The organism is Pantoea sp. X85, assembly GCF_029623675.1.
In the GTDB taxonomy this organism is placed as follows: Bacteria; Pseudomonadota; Gammaproteobacteria; order Enterobacterales; family Enterobacteriaceae; genus Pantoea; species Pantoea leporis.
On sequence record NZ_CP121108.1, the window covers coordinates 3,659,402 to 3,682,573 of the forward strand.

Sequence of the window (23,172 nt, forward strand, 5' to 3'; positions counted from 1 at the left end):
GAGCCTCACCTGTTACTCATTTGTTACAGCAGTTTCTTGCACGTTGCCAGAAGCTGACGTACATCGTCAATGCGCGTGTCGCCGCTTGCGCTATCGATAATCGAACTGTAAACGTGCGGGATCACTTTGCTAACGCCTGCATCGAGCGCAATACGCACAATCTCTTCGAAGTTATTGAGATCGATGCCGCCGGTGGGTTCCAGCCAGAAGTCGTGACGCGCGCAGGCTTCCGCCACCGCGCGATACTCATTTACCGCTTTCAGGCCGCCCATCGGAAAGTATTTCACCGAGCTGCCGCCCATGTCCTGCAACATGGCGATGGCGCTGTCGATCGGTACAATCGCGTCGGCGCTCTTCGAGCTGCGCGGTCCGGTGGAGATTTTCACCAGGCCCGGCGTGCCGGTCGGTGAAATCAAACCATTCACCACGGTTTGATTCTGGCCGAGCAGTGCACGGCTGGTCGCCACGCCGGTGAAGACCTGATTGACGTGCTGCGGTTGCAGCACCGCCGAGATCTCACTCACCATCGCCGACTGGTTCGGATCGCCCGCGCCCAAACCCACGGATAACGCATTGTCGATCAGCGCCGCATACTCGCGCATATCGGCAATGGCTTCTTCGTTGCTGGCGTAGTTTTTTGACAGCACGCCCACCAGCACATGGCCTTCAGCCGCCTGCCAGATCGCTTTTGCGTTCTGCTTCGAACCGGCCAGCACGTTAAGGCACAGGCGATCCTGATAGAAATTCGGGTTCAGACTCATGCGCGTTTTCCTCCGCTGATCAACGCCTGAATAGCGCTAAAGATGATGTGCAGCTGATCGGCGCTAACGCTGCGCACATCGGCTTCGATAATGCCTTCGTTGGCTTTGTAGCCACGGAAATAGATGGCGATGTCGCCGGTTTTCAGCGCCTGCACCAGTTCGCCAGTCGGCCAGCCGGTGACCGCTTCATCAAACTTGATCTCGGCACGCGCAATATCGCGTCCGGCGGCATCCCACACCACGCGGGCGGTGACGCCGTTCAGCGTGTTGAGGTTGTCGATAAAAGGCGTCATGTTGGCCACCATCTCGGCGCCGGTGGTTTTTGGCTGCACCAGATAGTTTTCAATCGCCTGCGTCAGGCCGAGAATGCCCTCTTTGCCGACTTTCATCGCGCGGCCAATGCCGTTGCTCTGGCGCTTCACCCACTCAACGTATTGCGTGCGACCAATCACTAAGCCGCTGGTCGGCCCTTCAATCGCCTTAGCACCGCTGTAAATCACCAGATCCGCGCCCATTTGGTAGTAACACTGCAAATCCTCTTCCGCTGCCGCATCAACGATCAGTGGAATGCCGTGCTTGCGCGCCACTACCGCTGCCTGCTCCACGCTAAGATGGCTTTTCTGCACGCAGTGGTGCGATTTGATGTACATCAGCGCCGCCGTGGTCGGCGTGATTGCCGCCGCCAACTGCTCTGGCGAACATTCATTGCTGTAACCGGCTTCGATCAAACGACCGCCGCCCAGCGCCACCATCGTGCCAACCGGCGCACCGAAGTTCACGTTGTGCCCTTTTGGCACCACGATATCGTGCGGCACGCTGAGCGGTGCGGCGTGCAGGTTCTCCAGCAGCCAGTCGTTATCTTTAACAATCACCGCCGCCACGCTCTGCGCAATGCCCGCCGAGGCGCACGACACCACCACCGCGCTCTCCACGTCCAGCAGTTTGGCGATGTAAGCGCCGGTCTTGTTGACCAGATCTTTCATCTCGAAATAGTGATTCAGACCGTAGCTGACGGTATCCACCACCTCCGCAGACGGCGTGGAGACGCCGAGAATGGTCATGCGTCCCGAGGCGTTGATGACCTGTTTCAGGTCATATTTTTCATAGATCGAAGACATGATTCGCTTTCCCTTCATCAGTCAGATGCCAGTGACCGGCGATAACCACGGCCAGCGGCAGAATATGTTGTTCACCTAATACCCGTTCGCCTTCAGCATCAACGAACGGGCAGGCTTCCTCTTTGACGGTAAAAATGGTCAGGTCGGCGTCATAACCGGCGGTCAAGCGCCCTTTGCCCGCCAGACGCAGGCCAGCAGCGGCATTAACGGTGACGCACTCGATGATTTGCGGCAGCGTCATGCCAATGCTGAAGAATTTCGACATTACGTGCGCCAGGCTATGCACCGGTCCGTTGATGCGGTTACGACAGTAAATGTCGGAGCTGATGGTGTCGGGCAGAATGCCCTGCGCAATCGCCTGACGCGCCACCTCAAAACTGAAGCTGGCGCCGCCGTGGCCGATATCCAGCTTCACGCCGCGCGCGATGGCATTTTTCACCGCTGCTTTCAGTTCGCCCTGCGGTGACAAGATACGGTTCGGCTTGCCGTTAAAGCAGTGGGTAATGATGTCGCCGGAGGTCAGCAGATCGGCGATCTCTTCCAGCACCGGCGGATTGTTGCCAATGTGCACCATCAGCGGCAAATTGCCGGCTGCCTGCTGAATCGCCTTGGCCCGCACCAGCGGCTGAATGCCGTTCTCGCCCACCACGCTGCTGCTCATGCGCGCTTTCAGGCCAACGATAAAGTCGGGACGGCGTTTCACCGCCTGCACCACCGCATCGCCATCAATCTGCGCCATATCGGCCAGCTCGTTTTGCGTCACAATGCCGGTGCGTGAAATGTTGATCAGCGCGCGTACTTCGGTGGTAGCCGAACGCGTGAGCTGATAAAAGTCGTCGATGTCATCAGCGCCGGTGCTGCCGGCATCCACCACCGTGGTGACGCCTTGCGCCATACCAATGGTGTCGGCATCGTCGTGATAAATCGGGGATTGGGGATAACAGTGCACATGGCTATCAATCCAGCCAGCGCTGACATAGTAACGTCCGGCGAGATCGCGCTCCTGCTGTGCCGGGCCACTCACCTCGCCGACGGCGGCAATTTTGCCGTGCTGGATGGCAATATCCACCAGCTGTTCGTCGCACAGACGTGCGCGGCGCAGAATCAGATCAAACATGCTTACTCCTCACGTACAAACGCTCATTTCGTAGCGGCGTGATTTATCGCGCAATAAATGGCGCCGCTACGGATATGTGCAGCCATATGGCCGCACATCAGTATCAGAGTGAGATTGGGAACATCGCACCCAACACCATCGCGCCCAAAATCGCGCCGCCGGTAATAGGCTTATTCCACAGGTAGAACAGCAGCGCCCCCACCAGCGAACCGAGACCAATAGGAATCGACGCCGCCATGGCAGAAAGGATAATCAGCGGCCCGAGGAAACGGCCCGATGCGTTACCCGCGCCCATCATCACGTCTGCGCCGTAGGTTGAGTCGCTCTGGTTGATGGTGAACTTACGCGCCAGGATGATCAGATAACCTATCGCTAAGCCCACCACCAAACCCGTAGCCAGCGATGCGGCAAAGTTGGCGACCGGGAACACAATGCCAGCACCGAGCAGCAGCGCAGGCACGCCGAGGCCGACGCCGGTCTGGATCGCGCCGCCAATATCGAGAATCCCCACCAGCGAACCTTCGATAATGCGTGCAAACAGGAAGCTGGCACCAAACGCCGCCACCGCGCCATACACGCCGGTTTCCATACCGGAGCGCAGCATCGAGACAAACGCCACTTCGTTAAAAGCACCAATGCCGTACAGGTAATACATGTGCGTACCGGCAAATACGCCGGAGGAGAGCAGGCCAACAAAAATCGGGAAAGACCAGTCGGCGTACCAGAACCCTTTGTTTTCGTTCTCGTTCATGCTGATGGCTCCTTATTTGCCGCTGACGCTGTTGTGGATCATATCCAGCCAGCCCGGAATACCCAGCTGGAAGGATTGCAGCAGTTTCAGATCGAAACCGCGGAAGAAGCCGCTCAAGGCAAACAGCAGCACGATGGCAAACATCATCACCTTGGTGACTTTGTTCCAGCCGCTCTCTTCCACACCCTTACCGATCAGGATGCCCAGCACCAAACCCGGTACGGCGTTACCCATGATCAGCTGCGCCAGACCGCCAAAAATGGTGGCCCAGAAGCCAGATTTCTTACCGGCATCAATCGCTGCCAGCCAGAAGATCACTGGCATCACGGTATTCACCAGCAGGTTAGCCGCCGGCACCAGCACTTTTACTGCGGTAACCTGCAGCGCCGCCGGAACCGCAGACGCCGTGCTGTTAAGGAAGGCCACCACAATCATGCCGATGATGCCGCAGGCAATCGCCATGCGTTTCGGGTTGTGCAGCGTTTCCGCCACGTTGCGGTTTTTCACCATCAGTGCCGCCGCGCCCCAGTTCGGCAAAATGCGGTGATCGACGTCCTGCGTGAAGGAACCCGCTGCCACGGATGATGCCCAGGCGTTAAAGAAGAAGCCGAGACCAAAGGAGAAGTGCGATGCCGGATCGCCTTCACAGGAATTGAGTTCTCCCAAGGTACGGAACGCGCCCATACCTTGTGTGGTCGGTGCGTGGAACATGCGCGCTGCGCCCGCTCCCACCCCGACGCCAACCAATCCGCCAATGATTAACGACTTAAACAAAATGATTAAAAACATGTCGTCGTACCCTTGTTGTCGTTTTTATTAAGTCGCTATGAAGTCCACCTTGTCGGTGTCGATCACAGTGACGCTAACGGTAATGTCCAGCTCAACGCTGTAATTCCGTCGCTCACGCGCGAGGAAGAAGAACAAGAATTTTTCCTTGCGCACGCTCTCCTGCGCGCGCAGCACCCGCACATCTATGGGTTCAATGCGCAACAGAATCTTTTGGCTGGTGCGCAGCACTTGCTGCTGCACCTTGCTGAGCGCATCGGCAAAGGCTTTTGCTTTACTGTCGCCTTTGCCCTGCACCGTTACCTGCGTCTCGTATTGCTGTTTCATACTTAGCTGCCGTGTTTTTTAGTCCAGGCCTGCACCAGACGCTCACCCAGCTCTTCTTTATCCATAAAGCCGAAGCCCAGCACGGTGGCACCTTCATTGATGGCGGTAACGCCTTCGTCAATCGAACGCATCCCGTGTTTGGCTTTGTAGCCATATTTGTTCTGCGCGGTAATCGCACCGGCACCGCCGCTGCCGCAGAAGGAGATACCGAAGTCGGCGTTTTCCGCTTTCATCACGTCGCCCAGCTTCATGTCGGCTGCCACGCCTGGCACCACCACCGCACGACCACCGGCTTTCTCGATGCCCGCTGCTACTTTCTGACCTTTACCCAGACGATCGCCAATCACTACAGTTACCATGTTCAATTCCTCACAATTTATGCTTCGTTCGATTTCGCCACTTCGATATGGACGGACAACAACCAGGCTTCCTCTTTGGGCAGATTGCCAAACAGATCCACCATCTGCTGCGCCAGCGCCATGGTTTCCGGCGAGATATCTTCAAACAGCTCAGCTTCTACTTCCGGAAGCGCTTCACCCGTTAAAGAGCGCGATGCCATCGCTCGGACATGCGAAGCCAGCATCTGCTGCTGCACGGCGTTGGCTTCGATGTGATGCGCGGCGTAGATCGCTGCAATTTGGCTTAACACCTTATCCGCCAGCGCCTGGATCGCTTCCGGCGTGCTCTGTTTCAGCGGGACAGCTTCACTCCTCACCTTGTTACTCCTGTTTACAGCGGACAATTACAGATATTTCTCGTTGATAAGAAAGTACGCTTTCCCCTTGAGGCTGTTGAGTCGCAACTTTTCCACCTCAAAGTGGAAATCCCGCGGGCGAGTGTGCGCCAGATCTCAGGACGCACGAAGTGTGCGAAAGCGGTCACAAAATGCGAGAAGTGATGGATTTAGGCGGATTAAAACGGAGAGAAAGCAAAGAGGAATAAGGCCAGCCGCTGGGCTGGCCGGGTTATCAACGGAATTTCTTATGGTTGGCGTTGCGAATATCTTCCAGTTTCTTCGCTTCGGCCTTGGCTTCGTCCAGCTTGTTGGCTTGCGCCAACTGATCAACCACATCGATCTGGGCAATCAGCGAATCCAGACCGGCGTGATAATCCTTGATCTGCGCGCTATCGGCCGCCTGACCTTCCAGTTTTTCCGGCGTGGATTGCTTAGCATCCGTTGCCGCCTGGCGCATCTTACCCAACGCGGTATGCATCTCCTGCGCGTCAGAAGTTTTCTTCACCACGCTCAGACCATCTTTGAGCGCATCCATATCTTTTTCTAAATCGGCTGCAAACACGCTAGCCGAGGAGAACAACAGCGATAACGACAACACTGCAATCACATGCTTATTACGCATTGGTATGTCCTTTTATTATTGTCGGGCCAAAAAAAAGCAGCCTTGCGGGCTGCTTTCAAAAAGCGATGACTCTATTGTCCGGCGATTTTCATCTCCGGCAGCAGCACCGAACCGCATTGTATATTGCTGCGGGTTTCAATGTCGTTACCGACGGTTACCATATTGAGCCACATCTCCTTGAGGTTACCAGCGATTGTGATCTCGCTCACAGGATATTGAATCTCACCGTTTTCCACCCAGAATCCGGATGCGCCGCGTGAATAGTCGCCGGTCATGCCGTTGATGCTGGAGCCCATCATCTCGGTTACCACTAAACCGGTGCCCATCTGCTTCAGCAGGTCGTCAAAGCTGTGGCCCTGACCGGCAATACGCCAGTTGTGGATGCCGCCTGCGTGGCCGGTGCTCTGCAAGCCGAGCTTGCGCGCCGAGTAGCTGGTCAGCAGCCAGTTCTGCAGCACGCCATCTTTAATGATGTCACACGATTGGGTGCGCACGCCTTCGCTGTCGAACGGCGTGGATGCCAGGCCTTTCAGCAGGTGCGGATGCTCTTCAATGGTCAGCCACTCTGGCAGAATCTGCTTACCGAGCGAATCAAGCAGGAAGGTCGATTTGCGGTACACGCTGCTGCCGCTGATCATGCCCACCAGATGACCAAACAAACCGGTCGCCACTTCTGGCGCGAAGATCACCGGCGCTTTCATGGTCGAAAGCTTGCGCGGTGCCAGACGCGACAGCGTGCGGCGGGCGCACTCGGCGCCAACCCATTCCGGGCTTTTCAGATCGTCAAAAGCGCGGCCAATGGTATACGCGTAATCGCGCTCCATATTGCCGTCCTGCTCGGCTATCACACAGCTGGAGAGCGAATGGCGGCTGGAGCAGTAGCTCTGCAACATGCCGTGGCTGTTACCAAAGACTTTGATACCAACGTGGCTGTTGAAGCTGCCGCCTTCGGTGTTGGTGATGCGCTTGTCGGCCTGCAACGACGCTTGTTCCGCCTGAGCGGCCAGTTCGATAGCGCGATCGGCATCGATCTCCCACGGATGGTAGAGATCGAGATCCGGCGCGTCAAACGCCAGCAGATCGGGATCGGCCGGTGCGCCAAATGGATCCACCGAGGTGTAGCGCGCAATGTCGATCGCCGCCTGCACGGTGCGTTTGATCGCATCCGGGCTGAGATCGGTGGAGGAAGCGCTGCCTTTTCGGTTTTGATGGTAGACGGTGATGCCGAGCGCACCATCGCTGTTGAATTCGACGTTTTCCACTTCGCCATAGCGGGTACTGACGCCGATGCCGGTGGTTTTGGTGACCGCCACTTCAGCGCCATCGGTGCTGGCTTTTGCCAGTTCCAACGCCTGCGCGACAGCCTGTTCCAACACTTTACGTTGTTCTGCAACCTGAGTAGATACGTTCATCGACCTGCCGTCTAATCTTAAGTATGAATTGTTTGAGTCTATCAGACTCAGAGAACAATTTCGCAGTCGCCCGATAAACTGGTAGGATTAGCCTCTTTTTTTTGGGAGCCAAGAGATGACCAAGCAGCCCGAAGACTGGCTCGACGATGTGCCGGATAATAATGACGAAGAAGATGAAGAGATTATCTGGGTCAGCAAAAGCGAAATTAAACGCGATGCCGAAGAGCTAAAACGCCTTGGTGCCGAGCTGGTTGAGCTGGGGAAAAATTCCCTCGACAAGATCCCACTCGACGAACAATTGCGCGACGCGATTGAACTGGCGCAGCGCATCAAGAAAGAAGGCCGTCGCCGTCAGCTGCAGCTGATCGGTAAGATGCTGCGTTCACGCGATGAAGATCCGATTCGCCAGGCGCTGGATAAGCTGAAGAATCGTCACAACCAGCAGGTTGCACTGTTCCATAAGCTGGAGATTTTGCGCGATCGTTTGATCGAGCAAGGTGATGACGCGGTCGCTGAAGTGTTTAACCTCTATCCGCACGCCGATCGTCAGCAACTGCGCAGCATGATCCGTAACGCGCAGAAAGAGAAAGCCGCGAATAAGCCGCCAAAATCTGCCCGCCTGATTTTCCAGTATCTGCGCGAGTTGGCAGAAGCGTAAGTTTTCTGCGATTTTCCCCTCATCCCAACCTTCTCCCGCAAGCGGGAGAAGGGGCTGACCGAGCTCCACCTAAACATTCCCTCGCCCGCTTGCGGGAGAGGGCCAGGGTGAGGGGAAAACCCGCACCATCACCGCCCTAACCGCTCCAGCAGTTTCTGGTGAATACCACCAAACCCGCCGTTGCTCATCACCAGAATCGAATCGCCTGGCTGGGCTTTCTTCGCCACCATTTCCACCAACGTATCGATATCCGCGCTCCACTGCGCTGGTTGAATGCACGCCTCAGCGACATCGGAAACCTGCCACGGAATATGGTGCGGCTGGAACAGGAACACTTCGTCTGCGCGGCCCAGCGATGGCGCTAACTCGTTCTTGCTCACCCCCATCTTCATGGTATTTGAGCGCGGCTCCAGCACCGCCAGAATGCGTGCGGTGCCGCCCACTTTGCTGCGCAGCGCCGCCAGCGTGGCGAGAATCGCGGTAGGATGGTGAGCGAAATCGTCGTACACCTTGATGGCGTTCACTTCACCGCGCAGTTCGAGACGACGACGCGCATTAATGAAGCTGCTCAGCGCTTCACCGGCATCTCCCGGTTTCACCCCAACATGACGCGCCGCTGCAATCGCCATCAGGCCATTGTGCATGTTGTGCTCGCCCACCAGCGCCCAGTTCACTTCGCCGACTTTCTCGCCGTCGAGCCAGATCTCCCAATGTGAAGAGTCCGGCGTCAACTTTTTCGCCTGCCAGTGACCGTTATCGCCCACCGTTTCCTGCTCGCTCCAGCAGCCCATCGCCATCACTTGCTTGATGTTGTTGTCGTGCTCCGGCAGCAGGATCTTGCCTTGTCCCGGCACGATACGGATCAAGTGATGGAACTGCTTCTGGATGGCGCGCAGATCGTCAAAGATATCCGCGTGATCGAATTCGAGGTTGTTGAGGATCAGCGTGCGCGGGCAGTAATGTACAAACTTGGAACGCTTGTCGAAGAACGCGCTGTCGTACTCATCCGCTTCGATGACGAAGAATGGACTTTTTCCTAATTTTGCCGAAACCTCGAAGTTTCCTGGCACACCACCGATGATAAAGCCCGGTTCCAGGCCGCAGGCCTCGAGAATCCACGCTGCCATGCCGGCTGTGGTGGTTTTGCCGTGGGTTCCCGCCACCGCCAGCACCCAACGATCGCGCAGGACGAAATCGTGCAGCCATTGCGGGCCGGAGAGGTAAGGAATGTTGCGTTCCAGTACCGCTTCGACACAAGGATTGCCGCGCGTCATCGCGTTACCAATGATCACCAGATCCGGTTGCGGATCGAGCTGGCTGGCATCGTAACCTTCAGTCAATTCAATGCTTTGCTGTTCCAGCAACGTGCTCATCGGCGGATAGACATTGGCGTCTGAGCCGGTCACTTCGTGTCCCAGCGAGCGCGCCAGCATCGCCAGTCCGCCCATGAAAGTGCCACAAATCCCGAGGATGTGAATACGCATAAAGAGATCCATTACTCAAAAGTTCGGCGCACAGTGTAACGCCGAGTTGAGAGGGAAGAAACGGATTAGGACTATGGTTTTTAAAGTTCAATCGGCTAAACTGCGCTCATACGTTGGTAGCTTGTTACAGCTGCTGCCACTCCATCGTAGATGCAGGGAATGTGTTATGAAAACGTTAGGCGAATTCATCGTCGAGAAGCAACACGACTTTCCACACGCCACAGGTGAACTGACGGCGCTGATTTCTTCCATTAAGCTTGGCGCTAAAATTATCCACCGCGACATTAACAAAGCGGGTCTGGTGGATATTCTGGGTGCCAGCGGCGTGGAAAACGTGCAGGGTGAGCAGCAGATGAAGCTTGATCTGTTTGCCAACGAAAAGCTGAAAGCCGCCCTGAAAGCGCGCGGCGTGGTGGCCGGTATCGCGTCGGAAGAAGAAGACGAGTTCGTCATCTTTGAAGGCTCAGAGAATGGCAAATACGTTGTATTAATGGATCCGCTGGACGGTTCTTCAAACATCGACGTTAACGTTTCCGTCGGCACCATTTTCTCTATCTACCATCGCATCAGCGAGCCGGGCACGCCAATCACCGAAGCCGACTTCATGCAGCCGGGCAACAAGCAGGTTGCTGCGGGTTATGTGGTTTACGGTTCTTCGACCATGATGGTTTACACCACTGGCGTGGGCGTGCATGCGTTTACTTACGATCCGTCGCTCGGCGTATTCTGCCTGAGCCACGAGCGCATGACCTTCCCGGAGAAGGGTTACACCTACTCGATCAACGAAGGTAACTACATTCGCTTCCCGCAGGGTGTGAAGAAATACCTGAAGTTCTGTCAGGAAGAAGATATCGCCACCAAGCGCCCGTATACCTCGCGCTACATTGGTTCACTGGTGGCCGACTTCCACCGTAACCTGCTGAAAGGCGGCATCTATCTCTATCCAAGCACCGCCAGCCACCCGAAAGGCAAGCTGCGTCTGCTGTACGAATGCAACCCAATGGCCTTCCTGGCGGAGCAAGCGGGCGGTAAAGCCAGCGATGGTGCCAATCGCATCCTCGACATCCAGCCAGAAACGCTGCATCAGCGCTGCCCGTTCTTCTGCGGCAACGACGCAATGGTAGGCGACGTTGAACGCTTTATCCGTGAATATCCGGACGACCATTCAGCCTAAGTCTTTTCCCGCTGTGCAAAGCCCGCCTCCGTGCGGGCTTTTTGTTGCTGCCTACGAAGGCAGAGACGCGACTACACGGAATTGCGCCATCGAATCCTGCAACTGCTGTGACTGCGCTTCCAGCGATTGGGTGGCAGCGCTGGCTTCTTCGACTAACGCGGCGTTCTGCTGCGCGGCTTCATCCATCTGCGTCACCGCCTGATTCACCTGCTCGATACCGCGACTCTGCTCTTCCGAAGCAATGGAGATCTCTTTCATCAGCGTAGTCACGCGCATCACTTCGCTTGAAATCTCATCCATGGTTTCGCCAGCGCGCGTGGCCATATCGCTGCCCTCTTGCACCCGCGTCTGCGATTCTGCGATGAGCTCGCGGATCTCTTTGGCGGCGGTGGCGCTGCGACCAGCCAGCGTGCGCACTTCATTAGCGACCACGGCAAAACCGCGCCCTTGTTCACCGGCACGCGCGGCTTCAACCGCAGCGTTCAGTGCCAGGATGTTGGTCTGGAAGGCAATGCCATCAATCACGCTGAGGATGTCGCCAATGCGATTGGCGCTTTGGGTGATCTCCTGCATCTTCTCCATCACGTAGCCGACCACTTCGGCACCGCGATCGGCACTGTCGGAGACATTGCTGGCGAGCTGATTGGCCTCTTTGGCGTTGCTGGCATTGAGACGCACGGTGGCGGTGAGCTGTTCCATGCTGGCCGCGGTTTGCTCCAGCGAAGCGGCGGACTCTTCGGTACGCTGCGAGAGATGCACGGTGCCCGCCGCTAACTCGCGGCTTCCTACGTCAATCTGCAAGCTGGCTTCGCGCACCTGACTTACCGAACTGCTGAGCGCCAGCTGCATATTCGCCAGCGCCTGATTGAGACGGCCTAATTCACTCTTTCCGGCTGCGGGCAGCGGCTGGGATAAATCGCCGGCCGCAATTTGCTCCAGATGCACAATCGCGCCATCGAGTGGACGCAGCAGCAGACGACGCAGCAGTTGCCAGGCAATGACGATCAGCAATAGCGTCAACGCCATCGCCACGCCAATCATGATTTTCATCTGCCACTCATTGTGTGCAGCTTGCGCCAGACGTGTAGCTGAGACTTCATCAGCATAAACGGCAAAATCATGCACGGCTTTCGCGTAGTTGCTTGCCAGCGTTGAGAGGTTGCCTTCCAAAACCTGGTAATATTCGTCGGTATACTGCTTTTGTAGCGCATCCATCATCGGCACGATGGCGCCCTTATGATAGGCAGCGAACGAAGTAGCTACGGCATCGGCCAGGATTTTACCCTGAGCCGTTACCGTTCCGGCATCAATAAAGGCTTTCAGATGACGCTGGGAACTGGTGACATCCTCCTCAGCTTGTTTGGTGACGCTGGCGCCGTCCTCCAGCAATCCGATTTCGATTTTGCGCACGGCCAATGCGGCGCTGCCACGCGCGCGCATGAGATCGGCGTTGCTTTGGTACAAACTGTTCAGTTCGATTCCCTGAATGCGGTTAATAGCATCCAGTGATTGATTGCCTGCGTTGATGGCAGAGATGCCCATCGCGCTGACTGCCAGCAGCAGCAGCGTCATAAAAGCCAAAAGCGTGAGTAATGCAGTACGAATTGATAGCTGTTTGAACATGATTATCCCCGTTTGCAAGAAAAGGCAGAAATCCGCTGGCCCTAAAACGGAAAGATTATCGGCAATTGATCGCGGAAACTTTATCCATTGTTGATGGTCAACTGGCTGACGATCATCCAGACTTCATTTTTACTGAACTCTGCCCCCGCAAAATTTAAGGAATGAAACGATGAAAAAATGGCTCCCGATGGCGTGTTTGTTGGTCAGTGGTTTTGCGGCGGCGCAACAAAACCCTATCGATCAGCAGCTCGATCAGTGTCTGAATAAGGAATCCAGCACCGCCGGCATGTCTCAATGCTACGGCACCGCCAATAAAGCCTGGGATAAAGAGATGAACGCGCAGTACACCCAAGCGATGAAAAAATTAACCGGCGCACCTAAAGACAAATTGCGCAGCGCCCAGCGCGCGTGGCTGACCTATCGCGACAGTTGGCTGGATGCCAGCCGCAGCTATTTTGTTAGCAGCCAGGGCACGATGGCCGCGCTGTCAGTTGGTGCGCAGGGCGTCAGTCTGGTGCGTAATCAGGCGCTGATGTTGCAATCAATTAACAAAGGCAGTTGCGCCAACCCCGACGATTGTTGATTAATGTAAGCGTTTAATACGCTTAGCGCTGGCATCGGCCAGCGCGCCCATTAATCTGCAGGGAGAAACCATGGCTGCTTATGCCTCCACCATTATTCTTGTTTGCCTCGCCGTCCTCAGCTATTTCGTTCATAACAGCGCCGTTACCATCTCGATTCTGATCCTGCTGGCGATCAAGCTCACCCCGCTGTCGCAATTCTTTCCCTATGTGGAAAAACAGGGCATTCAGATTGGCATCATCATCCTCACCGTTGCGGTGATGGCACCGCTGGCCAGCGGTACGCTGCCGGCTTCTTCGCTGTTGAAATCGTTCGCCAACTGGCAATCAATTATCGCGATTGTGGTGGGGGTTTTCGTTGCCTGGCTGGGCGGACGCGGCGTGAACTTTATGAGCGTGCAGCCGTCGGTGATTGGTGGGCTGTTGATTGGTACGGTGATTGGCGTGGCCTTCTTCCGTGGTGTGCCGGTTGGACCACTGATTGCGGCGGGGATCGTCTCGCTGTTTGTCACGGCGAAGTAGCGGGTTGGAGCATTCCGAAACGCCAAAAAGGGGGCATACTTTCAGAGTCAGTTGGCTATAATAGCCGTCACTCAACATATGACTAATGAAGGAAAGCCAGATGAGTTTGAACCAGGTGCCTGCAGGTAAAGAGTTGCCAGAAGATATCTACGTTGTCATTGAGATCCCGGCTAACGCCGATCCGATCAAATATGAAGTCGACAAAGAGTCTGGCGCCCTGTTTGTAGACCGTTTCATGTCTACCGCCATGTTCTATCCGTGCAACTACGGCTACATCAACCACACCCTGTCTCTGGATGGTGACCCGGTTGACGTGCTGGTGCCAACCCCTTATCCGCTGGTACCGGGCTCAGTGATCCGCTGCCGTCCCGTCGGCGTGCTGAAAATGACCGACGAGTCTGGCGAAGATGCCAAACTGGTTGCGGTGCCGCACACCAAGCTGAGCAAAGAGTACGATCACATCAAAGATGTGAACGACCTGCCAGAACTGCTGAAAGCGCAGATCACCCACTTCTTCGAGCACTACAAAGATCTGGAAAAAGGCAAATGGGTGAAGGTTGATGGCTGGGACAACGCAGAAGCGGCCAAAGCTGAAATCATCGCCTCTTACGAGCGTGCGCAGAAGAAATAAGATTCTTTTCTGCCACGCATAAAAAAACACCGTCCAATGGACGGTGTTTTTATTTATGCCTCTGTTTCGCCATCTCGCCTTAACCAGTCACCGCTCGCGATATGCGTGCGACCCGCGACTGAACGCTGATAGACATACAGCCAGGCACTGCCGTAAGGCGTCTGAATAAGCTGGCGTTTGTATTCGCCATTTTTGGTGCGCAAGGCATCAAGTTCGCCGAGCGTGCTGGCGTCAATGCGATACACCTCGCAATAAACGCTGCCTTCTCCTTCCACCACGCCCGGATAGTGACCCAGATTGTAGAGATCAAACCCCACAATCTGATGGTCGCCGAGCCACTGCGCATTCGTCATCCAATGACTGTTTCCCTGTTTGCGCCGTAAACTGCCATAGACAATTATTCGCATTGCTAAAACTCAAACTGATAGAGCAGATCCAGTGCCTGATCGAGACCCGACACGGCTTCTAAATAGAGTTTGGGCATCAGGCGATAACGCAAGGTTAAGGTCGCCAGTGAATCAAATATGCCAACACCGTATTTTACTTGTAGACCCGGCAACACGTAACCACTCACCTGCACCTGCTGGCTATCGCCTACGCCAGCGGTATCAACCGCGAGATTACTGACACCGAAGGTCTCGCCGATTTTACCCACAACCTGACCACTTTGCGCAACCCCCAATCCCACCAGCGCGGAAGTTAATGCGTTGCTGTCGCCATCGCTGTTGAGTCCCTGACCACGTAACAGGTAAGAAAGCGCTTCCTGCTGTGACATCGCCGGATCGGAGAACACTTCCACTTTCGGCTCATCCGCCAGCCCGGTTACCCGTAATCCGGCGGTGACATCGTCTTCAGTGGCCTCAGGATTACGGATCGCCTCGAGATTAACGTAAGGCTGGTCCGGCGGTCCGGCGAATTGCAGCTCACCTTTACGCACCAGCAGATCCTGACCATAAGCGTGGAAGCGGCCGGATGGGATGTTGATCTGGCCATTCAAGCCGAGGCCGTTTTTATCCTGCACCAGTTTGAGATCGCCATTCAGCCTGGCTTTTAGGCCAAATGCCGAGAGCCGCACATCATTACCGACGTGGATCACCAGATTGCTGTTGATCGGAATCGCCGCCGTTTTCGGCTGAATCGGCTTGAGATTTTGATCCAGCATCACTTCATCAGAGGAGACGCCGGTGGCGCTTTCCGGCACTTCCTGCACGGTAATGCGCGCCCACGGAATATCCACTTTGCCGTCGAGGCTGAACGCGGCCGGCGTGGCTTCAAACACCAGATCCGGCGAGACATCCATGCGCACCATTGGCGGCACGGTAACGCGGATGCGGCTACCTTGCGCCGCCACGCGCGCGCGCCAGTTATCCAGCTGGCTCCAGTCGGCGTTACCGCTCAGGTTAAGATTGCCCTGCGCCGTCTGAATCATGCCGTTGAGCGTTGAGCTCATGCCGTTGAACACCATGTTAAGGTTGGCGGCGGTGAGATCGACCGGCATAAAGCTGCCGTCGACATCCACATCGCTCAGCCCCAACTGACCAAACACCTGCGGCTGCTGCAGCGTGCCGCCAAGGCGCAGGTTGCTGTTCAGGTTGCCTTTAATCTTCTCGCCCTGCATCAGCGCCGGATTCAGCATCGCCAGCGAAATATTGCTGATGCCGATGTTGCCCGACAGCTGACGCCGATTCTCAGGATCGGCGATCTGCACATTGCCGCTCAGCTGGCCGTTGTTGACGATATGGATCAACCAATCAAGCTGTGCGCGACCGTTACGCAGCGCCGCATTCAGGTTCAGCGTGTCGAAGGCGATAGGCAAACTGTTGCCCTGCACGTCTTGCTCCACTTTCACGCCGCTGCCTTTCAGCGCTAAGGTGCCGGTTGGCAGCGCGCCGTCGGCGGTCCAGTTAACGCGCGCATCACCACTGAACACGCCGTTCAGTTTGGTGGCATCGGTGAGGAACGGTTTGATCATCGCCAAATCGAAGCGATTGAGCACCACATGCGCATGTCCGCTGGCACCGGCTTCAATCGGTTCCGGTACGCACAGCTGCGCGTTCGGGTTCTGCCAGCAGTGCGGCCCAATGGTGGCGGTCTGCTTGCTGTTGAGGTAATCAATCGCCATCGCCCGCGTCAGTCGCCATTCGCCTACCGGCGTGTCGAAACGCGTGTTGTTGAGATTGCCCTGCCAGCGCTGGGTTTTGCGATCAAAGCTGCCGTTCAGCGCCAGCTGACCGGAAACCGGTTCGCCCTGTACCTCGAGCTTAAGCTGATGCTGCTTTTCGTTGCCGTCGGCGTTCAGCGTTAACAGGTTCACTTTCAGCGCATCCTGCTGCAATTGTTCCACGCGCAGTTGCAGCTTACCGGCGATCTGATCGCTGGATTTCACATCGCCCTGCAACGCCACACGACGGATCTGCAGCTGCTGCCAGCGCAAACCAGTAGCCGTGAGATCGGCCAGCAGCTGCGGCGCTTGTAAGGTGCCGCGTGCTTTGATGGTGCCTTTGGCGACGCCGCCCAGGCCCGGCAGCGCGTTATCCAGCTTTGGCGCATCAATGCTGGCATCGAGATTTAGCGTGTCGCCCAGCTCGCCCTTCACGTCCAGATGGTTGCGACCCAGCGCAATGTTAAGGCCGGGCACTTTCCACTGGTTGTAGCTGTTGCCGGTCAACGTACCTTTGGCGCTCACCGCGTTCTGCTTAACATTTCCTTTCAGCTCGAGCTGCGGCACGCTGAGCTGCCAGGTTCCGCCGTACAAGCTGCCGCGCGTGGCAATTTTGCCCTCCAGCTTCGCTGGCCAATCCGGATACTGTTTGGCGGTGTTGATGCCGGACAGCGTCAATTCGCTGCGCCAGCTGATGGCTTTGCTCCAGTCCACCAGCGCCGTCAGATCGATATTGCCCTGCAGCGCCGCCACGCGCAGCTTATCAAGATTGAACTGCTGCTCGTTGCCTTTGCCGTCCAGCGCAATGCTGGCAGGCGGCACGCCTTCGCCTTTCACCGCAGTGCGCAGCGACATCACGTAATCGGTGGCTTTGCCTTTGAACTGATAATCGAGATTATCCGCCTGATACTGCACCGCGCCGGTGAGCGGCCAGCGCAGCTGCGGGCTGGTGAGTTTTAGCGCCAGCGGCAAACCAGCGACCGCAGGCTGCGTGGTCGCATCCAGCTGCGCACGCACCGGACCGGAAAGATTCAGCCCGAGCTTCAGCTCGTCACGCATCGCGCCTGCAAGGTTCATTTTGATCTTCTCGCCCTTGATTGGGTCGAGATTGAGCGTGCCGTTCAGCGCAAAATTTACCGGCCAGTTATCGGCCAACGTCGCTTCACCGCTGGCGTTCACCTGCCCTTGCGGCGAATCGACATCAAAGGTTTCCAGCTGGAGATGACGATCGGCGGTTTTGGCTTTTAACAGCAGACGCGTGATTGAGATGTCGGTATCGCCGGTGATGCGCAGCTGTTCGCCCAACAGTTCCTGCACGGTGATATCCAGCGGCAGCTGGAAGTCCGGCATCTCTGGTAATAGCGGCTTAGCGAACATCGCCTGCAGCGTTTCGCCCAGCGGCTGTTCATCCGGCTGCGGCTGCTGCACTTTTGGCTGCACCACCTGCTCATCCACCACTTTGGCCGCTTTCGGCAGCGCGATCAGCAGGCTTTGGATATGGGTTGGCGTCAGCGTCAGTGCGCGATCCTGCCACTGCAGGCCGCTGGTGAAGTCGAGCAGGGAAATTGCGGTGTCATCCACTTTTACGTTGATGTTATGCAGGCCGACTTTGCTGAGCGTGATGGGATACGGCGTGCTGAGATTGGTGCTGCCGCTCTCCTCTTCCGGCGGCGGGGCGCTGGCCGGTGCCATTTTTTTGCTATCGACCACCACGCTGACATCCTGCAGCGCGATGTCATTGACACACACCGACGAATGCAGCAGGCAGTTGAGATTCAGCGCCAGGTGGAAACGTCCGGCATCCACACTGACGCCCGGCATTTCATACTTCACGCCGCTTAGCGTTAGATCGCGCCAGCCACCTTCCACCTGTTTGATCGACAAACCTGGCACCCAGCGATCGGCGCCTTTCAGCAGCAGATGCAAACCCGGCGTGGTGCCCACCAGAAACGCGATGCTGCCCAACAGCAGCACCAGAAAAATACCGATGCCAATCAGGACCTTTTTCCACAGCTTCATAGTTCAGGCCCCAATCCTACATAAAATTGCAATCCATGCTCCTTGTCGTCGCCAATCGGCCGCGCGATATCAAACTTGATCGGCCCGACCGGAGAAGACCAGCGCACGCCGAAGCCGGCGCCGGTTTTCAGGTTGCTCTGCTTGATGTCGTTGACCGCTTCACCGGAATCGACGAACACCGCGCCCCACCATTTGCCGGTCACGTTGTATTGATATTCAAGCGAGCCGGTGGCCATTTTCGAGGCGCCGGTCAGCTTGCCGTTATCATCACGTGGCGATACGTCTTTGTATTTGTAGCCGCGAATGCTGCGATCGCCACCGGCGAAGAAGCGCAGATCCGGCGGCACTTTGTCGAAGTCGTTGGTTTCGATCCAGCCCACATTGCCGCGCGCCACAAAGCGATGCTTATCGGCGAGCGTGCGAATCCAGACGTTTTGCGCCTGCATGATGACGAAATCAACGTCCGAACCCCATGTGGTATCCGACACGTCGACCGAGTAGCGCTGCGAATCGCCCCACGTTGGCATCAGACCGCCGCGCGAACGGGTGCGGTTCAGGCTGACGCCCGGATAGAGCAGCATAGTGGTGTTGGTCACGCTGGCCTGGGTAAAGTGATCGAGGCTCCAGCGCAGGTTGATTGCCTTCTGCCAGCCGCTGCTGCTGTCCCAGTTTCGCGACATCGCCAGCGTGGTGGTATCGGCTTTGGTGTCGTTGAGATCGGTACGCTTCACACCGCCGGAGAAGGTGTAATACTGCTCCAGCGGACTTTTCAGCAGCGGGACTTTGTAGCTGAGATCGAGCTGCTGCTCCGGCGCAGAAACGTAGGCGCTGGCGGCCAGGCTGTGGCCGCTGCTGTTAATCCACGGTTTTTTCCACGTGCCTTTAATGCGCGGCCCGACATCGGTGGAGTAACCGACGCCGGTTTCAATGGTGTTTTCCACGCGTGGCGATACCACCGCATTCAGCGGCAGCACTTTGCTTTGACGACCTTTATCAAACTCAGGCGCGACCACCACCGAGTTGAACCAGCCGGTCGCCGACAAGCGGCGGTTAAGTTCGGCCAGATCGCGCGAGCTGTAGTAATCGCCCTTTTTGAACGGCACCAGATTTTGCAGATAGGCTTCGTCGATTTGCGAGCCCTGGAAACCGACATCACCGAAACGGTAGCGCGGGCCGCTATCGTAATTGATGTCCCAGAAGGCTTCGCGCCGTTCAACCGAAACGCCAAGCTGGCTTTGCTTAAAGTCACCGTCGAAGTAACCATTACGCAATGCCAGGCTGGAGAAGCCGTTTTTAAATTTGTCATAGGCGCCGTGATTCAGCTGTGTACCGACTTTCGGCGTGCCCTGTTTGACCCAGGCTTGGTAATCCTTGTCGGTGCGGGCTTCACCTTCGATCACAATGGTGCTGCCGCCGATCTTGACCGGTTCGCCGGGCTTAACGTGTGCGATCAATACCGGACGACCACCTTGCGGCGGTGCCGGGCGCGATTCAAAATTGATCTCCGGTTCGTAATAACCCAGCGCCCGCAGGCCTTCTTTGATCGCTTCCGCAACGCGCGCGCGGAAACGGCCGTCGTTCGACACCTCGTCACTGCCGATGGTGGACAAGCGTGCCCTGACGTTCTTTTGCAAATCCCCGCTAAGACCGTCCAGCTGCAAGCGCACTTTGGCTGCCTCAACGGCAGGTGCAGCAAGCAACAGGCTGGCCAAACAATAAATATGAAATCGTGGCACACGTACTCCTGTTAATAATGCCGGCCCCTATTCCGCAGGGGCGTTTATTCTCTGGAAGGGTATCACCAGCGCGCGTTTACCCATCAGCATAGCCGCTCTTTTCCCCCCACTGGCGCAAATTCAGCGACTAAGCCAAATTGTGACCTATTGTGGGTAAATGTGCTAAACGATACAACAACCAAGGCGATTCTTGAGCTCGCGAATGACGCTCACTCAGATTAATCCGACCCCCTGATGCGCGCCTATAGCGGCATGATAAGCGCTGCTGCTATAATCAGCGACCAGCAGGCCTCGCCTGCACCCTTTCTGCCCCGACGTTAACCTTATCTTGTCGAAATGGCGCAGACATTTTTGGCACGGATAGCCTGTTTGACTGGCAAGTACCGGACGTACGCCCATTCCCGCGCTGCCCAGGCCAAAAATGACAAGTGATTAACCCAACGGACCTTTTATGCTCGATAGCTTACTTGTCATTCTTTTACTGATCGTCATCAGTTCATTTTTCTCCCTTTCGGAGATCTCGCTGGCCGCCGCCCGTAAGATCAAACTGAAGCTGCTGGCTGACGAAGGCAATATCAATGCCCAGCGCGTGCTGAAGATGCAGGAACAACCTGGCATGTTCTTCACCGTAGTGCAGATTGGCCTGAATGCCGTGGCGATCCTCGGCGGTATCGTCGGCGATGCGGCGTTTTCGCCCGCCTTTAATAGCTTATTCAGCCGCATCATGGCACCCGAATTGGCTGAACAGCTCAGTTTTATCTGCTCCTTCACCATCGTGACCAGCTTGTTCATTCTGTTTGCTGACCTGACGCCAAAACGCGTCGGCATGATTGCACCGGAAGCCGTAGCGCTGCGCATCATCAACCCGATGCGCTTCTGCCTGGTGGTGCTGCGTCCGCTGGTGTGGCTGTTCAACGGCCTGGCGAACGTCTTCTTCCGTCTGTTCAAACTGCCGATGGTGCGTAAAGACGACATCACCTCCGACGATATCTATGCGGTGGTGGAAGCCGGTGCGCTGGCGGGTGTGCTGCGTAAGCAGGAACATGAGCTGATTGAGAACGTGTTTGAGCTGGAATCGCGTACCGTGCCGTCATCAATGACCTCGCGCGAGAACGTGGTGTGGTTCGATTTGCACGAAGATGAAACTACGCTGAAAACCAAAATCGCCCAGCATCCGCACTCGAAATTCATCGTCTGCGATGGCGATATCGACCACATCGTCGGCTATGTCGATTCCAAAGAGCTGCTGCTGCGTGTACTCGGCAATCAAAGCCTGACGCTGAACAGCGGCGTACAGATTCGTTCAGCGCTGATTGTGCCGGATACGCTGACGCTTTCTGAAGCGCTGGAGAGCTTCAAAACCGCTGGTGAAGACTTCGCGGTGATCATGAACGAATACGCGCTGGTGGTGGGCATCATTACGCTGAATGATGTGATGACCACGTTGATGGGCGATTTGGTGGGTCAAGGTCAGGAAGAGCAGATTGTCGCGCGCGATGAGAATTCATGGCTGGTCGAAGGCGGCACGCCAATTGATGACGTGATGCGCGTGCTGGATATCGATGATTTCCCGCAGTCTGGCAATTATGAAACCATCGGCGGCTTCATGATGTATATGCTGCGCAAGATTCCGAAGCGTACCGACTTTGTGAAGTTTTCCGGCTACAAGTTTGAAGTGGTGGATATTGATAGCTACCGTATCGACCAGCTGCTGGTTACGCGTATTGATGAACGCCCGCCGGTGCTGAATGTGAACAAAAATACGGTGGATGAATCTGAGTCGTCCCAGGATCGCAATTGATGGCGACAAGCCAACAACCGCACTAAAAACTGAGGGCGCCATCGGCGCCCTTTCTTATGCTTACTTAGTTGTACTCGGCTTGCAGCCGCAGCACCTGGCGATTGATTTCTGACATCACGCTGAGATGCTGTTTATCTTTGACACGCGGCAACATCACTTTGCCCTTATCAAACTCGAACGCGCCCACGTCCTTGATGTACAACCTTCCTCTAAATAGCGTTTTGACATATTTCGCAATTTGCAGCGGATTATAGCGCTGGAAGATCTTCATGCTGTTTAACTCCTAAAATGTTTAATACGCTCCGTCGTCACCAAATTTGGGACGAACCCGTGAAGCGCAAATGAGGCATAACTATAGAACATCCTTTCTTAGCCGTGTTCCGAAAAGGTGAATTATTTACTGAATTGACACATCATTACAGAATACTCTGTTATCAGCCTCACTAAACTCAGTATAAACCTTCACTCATTATGGAATTGTGGCATAGGTTGCAAACCTGTTAACTCATTGCGACAGACGCATCATCCACGCCTAATATTGCAGGAACATGAACAACTGGTCGGATCACCAAGGAGAGTAATAAATGCGTTTGAGACACACTGTGATAGCACTGGCACTCTTGCTGCCGGGCCTGGCTGCGGCACATGCCTTCAAACTGGGTGAACGCGTGCCAGCCGTTGGCGTTAACGACAAAGGAGAGCTGGTTTATCAACAAGATGAAGATAAGTTTAGCTACAAATCCTGGAATAGCGCGCAGCTAAGCGGAAAAGTTCGCGTTATCCTGCATATTGCCGGGCGTTCTTCTGCTAAAGAGCAGAATGCGGCGTTAATTGAAGCCATCAAAGCTGCGCATCTGCCGCACGATCGTTATCAAACCACCACTATCGTCAATACCGACGATGCGATTCCGGGCACCGGCATGTTCGTGCGCAGCAGCCTTGAGAGCAACAAGCAGCAGTTTCCATGGTCGCAGTTTATCGTCGATAGCAATGGCAGCGCGCGTCAGGCCTGGCAGCTGGAGAAAGGCGGCTCCGCGATTGTGGTGCTGGATAACACCGCACATGTGCGCTACGTCAAAGATGGTCCGCTGACGCAGGACGAAGTGCAGCAGGCGATGAAGTTAATTCACGAGTTGTTGCAGAAGTAAACGG

Annotated in this window: 23 protein-coding genes; 7 read left to right on the forward strand and 16 right to left on the reverse strand. The window is 55.9% G+C overall.

Annotation, left to right across the window (positions count from 1 at the left end):
- Positions 1–23: 23 nt before the first annotated feature.
- The 10 genes from P6287_RS16915 to pmbA all read right to left on the reverse strand — a co-directional run bounded on the left by P6287_RS16915 (position 24) and on the right by pmbA (position 7,630).
- Positions 24–761, reverse strand: a complete 738-nt coding sequence (locus P6287_RS16915) for a KDGP aldolase family protein (protein ID WP_222185352.1) — start codon at positions 759–761, stop codon at positions 24–26.
- Positions 758–1,879, reverse strand: a complete 1,122-nt coding sequence (locus tag P6287_RS16920; protein ID WP_277974140.1) for a DgaE family pyridoxal phosphate-dependent ammonia lyase — start codon at positions 1,877–1,879, stop codon at positions 758–760. Before P6287_RS16920 ends, P6287_RS16915 begins: the two co-directional genes overlap by 4 nt.
- Positions 1,863–2,996, reverse strand: coding sequence for an amidohydrolase/deacetylase family metallohydrolase (locus P6287_RS16925; RefSeq protein ID WP_277974141.1), 1,134 nt, complete (start codon positions 2,994–2,996; stop codon positions 1,863–1,865). Before P6287_RS16925 ends, P6287_RS16920 begins: the two co-directional genes overlap by 17 nt.
- A gap of 103 nt (positions 2,997–3,099) precedes the next feature.
- Positions 3,100–3,747 (reverse strand): DUF4310 family protein, encoded by a 648-nt coding sequence (locus tag P6287_RS16930; protein ID WP_064738408.1) that lies wholly within the window; start codon positions 3,745–3,747, stop codon positions 3,100–3,102.
- 12 nt (positions 3,748–3,759) lie between these two features.
- The gene (locus P6287_RS16935; RefSeq protein ID WP_101762892.1) at positions 3,760–4,536 is read right to left on the reverse strand and encodes a DUF4311 domain-containing protein; all 777 of its coding nucleotides are present in this window, start codon (positions 4,534–4,536) and stop codon (positions 3,760–3,762) included.
- Positions 4,537–4,563: 27 nt separating this feature from the next.
- The gene (locus P6287_RS16940) at positions 4,564–4,860 is read right to left on the reverse strand and encodes a DUF4312 family protein (RefSeq protein WP_137386587.1); all 297 of its coding nucleotides are present in this window, start codon (positions 4,858–4,860) and stop codon (positions 4,564–4,566) included.
- Positions 4,861–4,862: 2 nt separating this feature from the next.
- The gene (locus tag P6287_RS16945) at positions 4,863–5,219 is read right to left on the reverse strand and encodes an SFCGS family glycine-rich protein (RefSeq protein WP_008103553.1); all 357 of its coding nucleotides are present in this window, start codon (positions 5,217–5,219) and stop codon (positions 4,863–4,865) included.
- A gap of 17 nt (positions 5,220–5,236) precedes the next feature.
- Entirely contained in the window at positions 5,237–5,575 is a 339-nt protein-coding gene (locus P6287_RS16950) for a glycine dehydrogenase (RefSeq protein WP_277974142.1), read from the reverse strand.
- Positions 5,576–5,828: 253 nt separating this feature from the next.
- On the reverse strand, positions 5,829–6,218 hold the full coding sequence (cybC, locus tag P6287_RS16955; protein ID WP_061720170.1) for a cytochrome b562: 390 nt from the start codon (positions 6,216–6,218) through the stop codon (positions 5,829–5,831).
- 71 nt (positions 6,219–6,289) lie between these two features.
- The gene (gene pmbA / locus P6287_RS16960) at positions 6,290–7,630 is read right to left on the reverse strand and encodes a metalloprotease PmbA (RefSeq protein ID WP_277974143.1); all 1,341 of its coding nucleotides are present in this window, start codon (positions 7,628–7,630) and stop codon (positions 6,290–6,292) included.
- Positions 7,631–7,745: 115 nt separating this feature from the next.
- On the opposite strand from pmbA, the gene yjgA reads away from it, so the two are divergent.
- Positions 7,746–8,288 (forward strand): ribosome biogenesis factor YjgA, encoded by a 543-nt coding sequence (yjgA, locus tag P6287_RS16965; RefSeq protein WP_101762888.1) that lies wholly within the window; start codon positions 7,746–7,748, stop codon positions 8,286–8,288.
- A gap of 128 nt (positions 8,289–8,416) precedes the next feature.
- Here the strand turns inward: yjgA and mpl are convergent, their stop codons facing one another.
- On the reverse strand, positions 8,417–9,772 hold the full coding sequence (gene mpl, locus P6287_RS16970; protein ID WP_277974144.1) for a UDP-N-acetylmuramate:L-alanyl-gamma-D-glutamyl-meso-diaminopimelate ligase: 1,356 nt from the start codon (positions 9,770–9,772) through the stop codon (positions 8,417–8,419).
- 166 nt (positions 9,773–9,938) lie between these two features.
- Between mpl and fbp the strand changes: the two genes are divergently transcribed.
- A complete protein-coding gene (gene fbp, locus P6287_RS16975; protein WP_008103565.1) occupies positions 9,939–10,946 on the forward strand; it encodes a class 1 fructose-bisphosphatase in 1,008 nt (335 codons plus the stop codon).
- A 51-nt stretch (positions 10,947–10,997) separates the two neighbouring features.
- Here the strand turns inward: fbp and P6287_RS16980 are convergent, their stop codons facing one another.
- A complete protein-coding gene (locus tag P6287_RS16980) occupies positions 10,998–12,569 on the reverse strand; it encodes a methyl-accepting chemotaxis protein (RefSeq protein WP_277974145.1) in 1,572 nt (523 codons plus the stop codon).
- Between the two features lie 169 nt (positions 12,570–12,738).
- On the opposite strand from P6287_RS16980, the gene P6287_RS16985 reads away from it, so the two are divergent.
- The 3 genes from P6287_RS16985 to ppa all read left to right on the forward strand — a co-directional run bounded on the left by P6287_RS16985 (position 12,739) and on the right by ppa (position 14,303).
- Positions 12,739–13,152: a lysozyme inhibitor LprI family protein gene (locus tag P6287_RS16985; protein ID WP_101762885.1), complete on the forward strand. Its 414-nt coding sequence runs from the start codon at positions 12,739–12,741 to the stop codon at positions 13,150–13,152.
- A 70-nt stretch (positions 13,153–13,222) separates the two neighbouring features.
- Complete coding sequence (locus P6287_RS16990) at positions 13,223–13,672, forward strand: DUF441 domain-containing protein (RefSeq protein ID WP_008103576.1); 450 nt, start codon at positions 13,223–13,225, stop codon at positions 13,670–13,672.
- 100 nt (positions 13,673–13,772) lie between these two features.
- Positions 13,773–14,303, forward strand: a complete 531-nt coding sequence (gene ppa, locus P6287_RS16995; RefSeq protein WP_007892166.1) for an inorganic diphosphatase — start codon at positions 13,773–13,775, stop codon at positions 14,301–14,303.
- A 53-nt stretch (positions 14,304–14,356) separates the two neighbouring features.
- Here the strand turns inward: ppa and P6287_RS17000 are convergent, their stop codons facing one another.
- From P6287_RS17000 to P6287_RS17010, 3 genes are read right to left on the reverse strand one after another with little or no spacing between them, the layout of a single operon-like run.
- Positions 14,357–14,710, reverse strand: coding sequence for a gamma-glutamylcyclotransferase (locus P6287_RS17000; RefSeq protein WP_101762883.1), 354 nt, complete (start codon positions 14,708–14,710; stop codon positions 14,357–14,359).
- Positions 14,711–14,712: 2 nt separating this feature from the next.
- On the reverse strand, positions 14,713–18,483 hold the full coding sequence (locus P6287_RS17005) for a translocation/assembly module TamB domain-containing protein (protein ID WP_192412245.1): 3,771 nt from the start codon (positions 18,481–18,483) through the stop codon (positions 14,713–14,715).
- Positions 18,480–20,219, reverse strand: a complete 1,740-nt coding sequence (locus P6287_RS17010; protein WP_137386596.1) for an autotransporter assembly complex family protein — start codon at positions 20,217–20,219, stop codon at positions 18,480–18,482. The genes P6287_RS17005 and P6287_RS17010 overlap by 4 nt, the downstream gene beginning before the upstream one ends.
- A gap of 451 nt (positions 20,220–20,670) precedes the next feature.
- On the opposite strand from P6287_RS17010, the gene P6287_RS17015 reads away from it, so the two are divergent.
- Complete coding sequence (locus tag P6287_RS17015; protein ID WP_101762880.1) at positions 20,671–22,020, forward strand: hemolysin family protein; 1,350 nt, start codon at positions 20,671–20,673, stop codon at positions 22,018–22,020.
- A gap of 64 nt (positions 22,021–22,084) precedes the next feature.
- Here the strand turns inward: P6287_RS17015 and P6287_RS17020 are convergent, their stop codons facing one another.
- Entirely contained in the window at positions 22,085–22,291 is a 207-nt protein-coding gene (locus P6287_RS17020; RefSeq protein WP_007892150.1) for a DUF1107 domain-containing protein, read from the reverse strand.
- A gap of 313 nt (positions 22,292–22,604) precedes the next feature.
- On the opposite strand from P6287_RS17020, the gene P6287_RS17025 reads away from it, so the two are divergent.
- Positions 22,605–23,168: a YtfJ family protein gene (locus P6287_RS17025; RefSeq protein ID WP_101762879.1), complete on the forward strand. Its 564-nt coding sequence runs from the start codon at positions 22,605–22,607 to the stop codon at positions 23,166–23,168.
- The last annotated feature ends 4 nt before the right edge of the window (positions 23,169–23,172 follow it).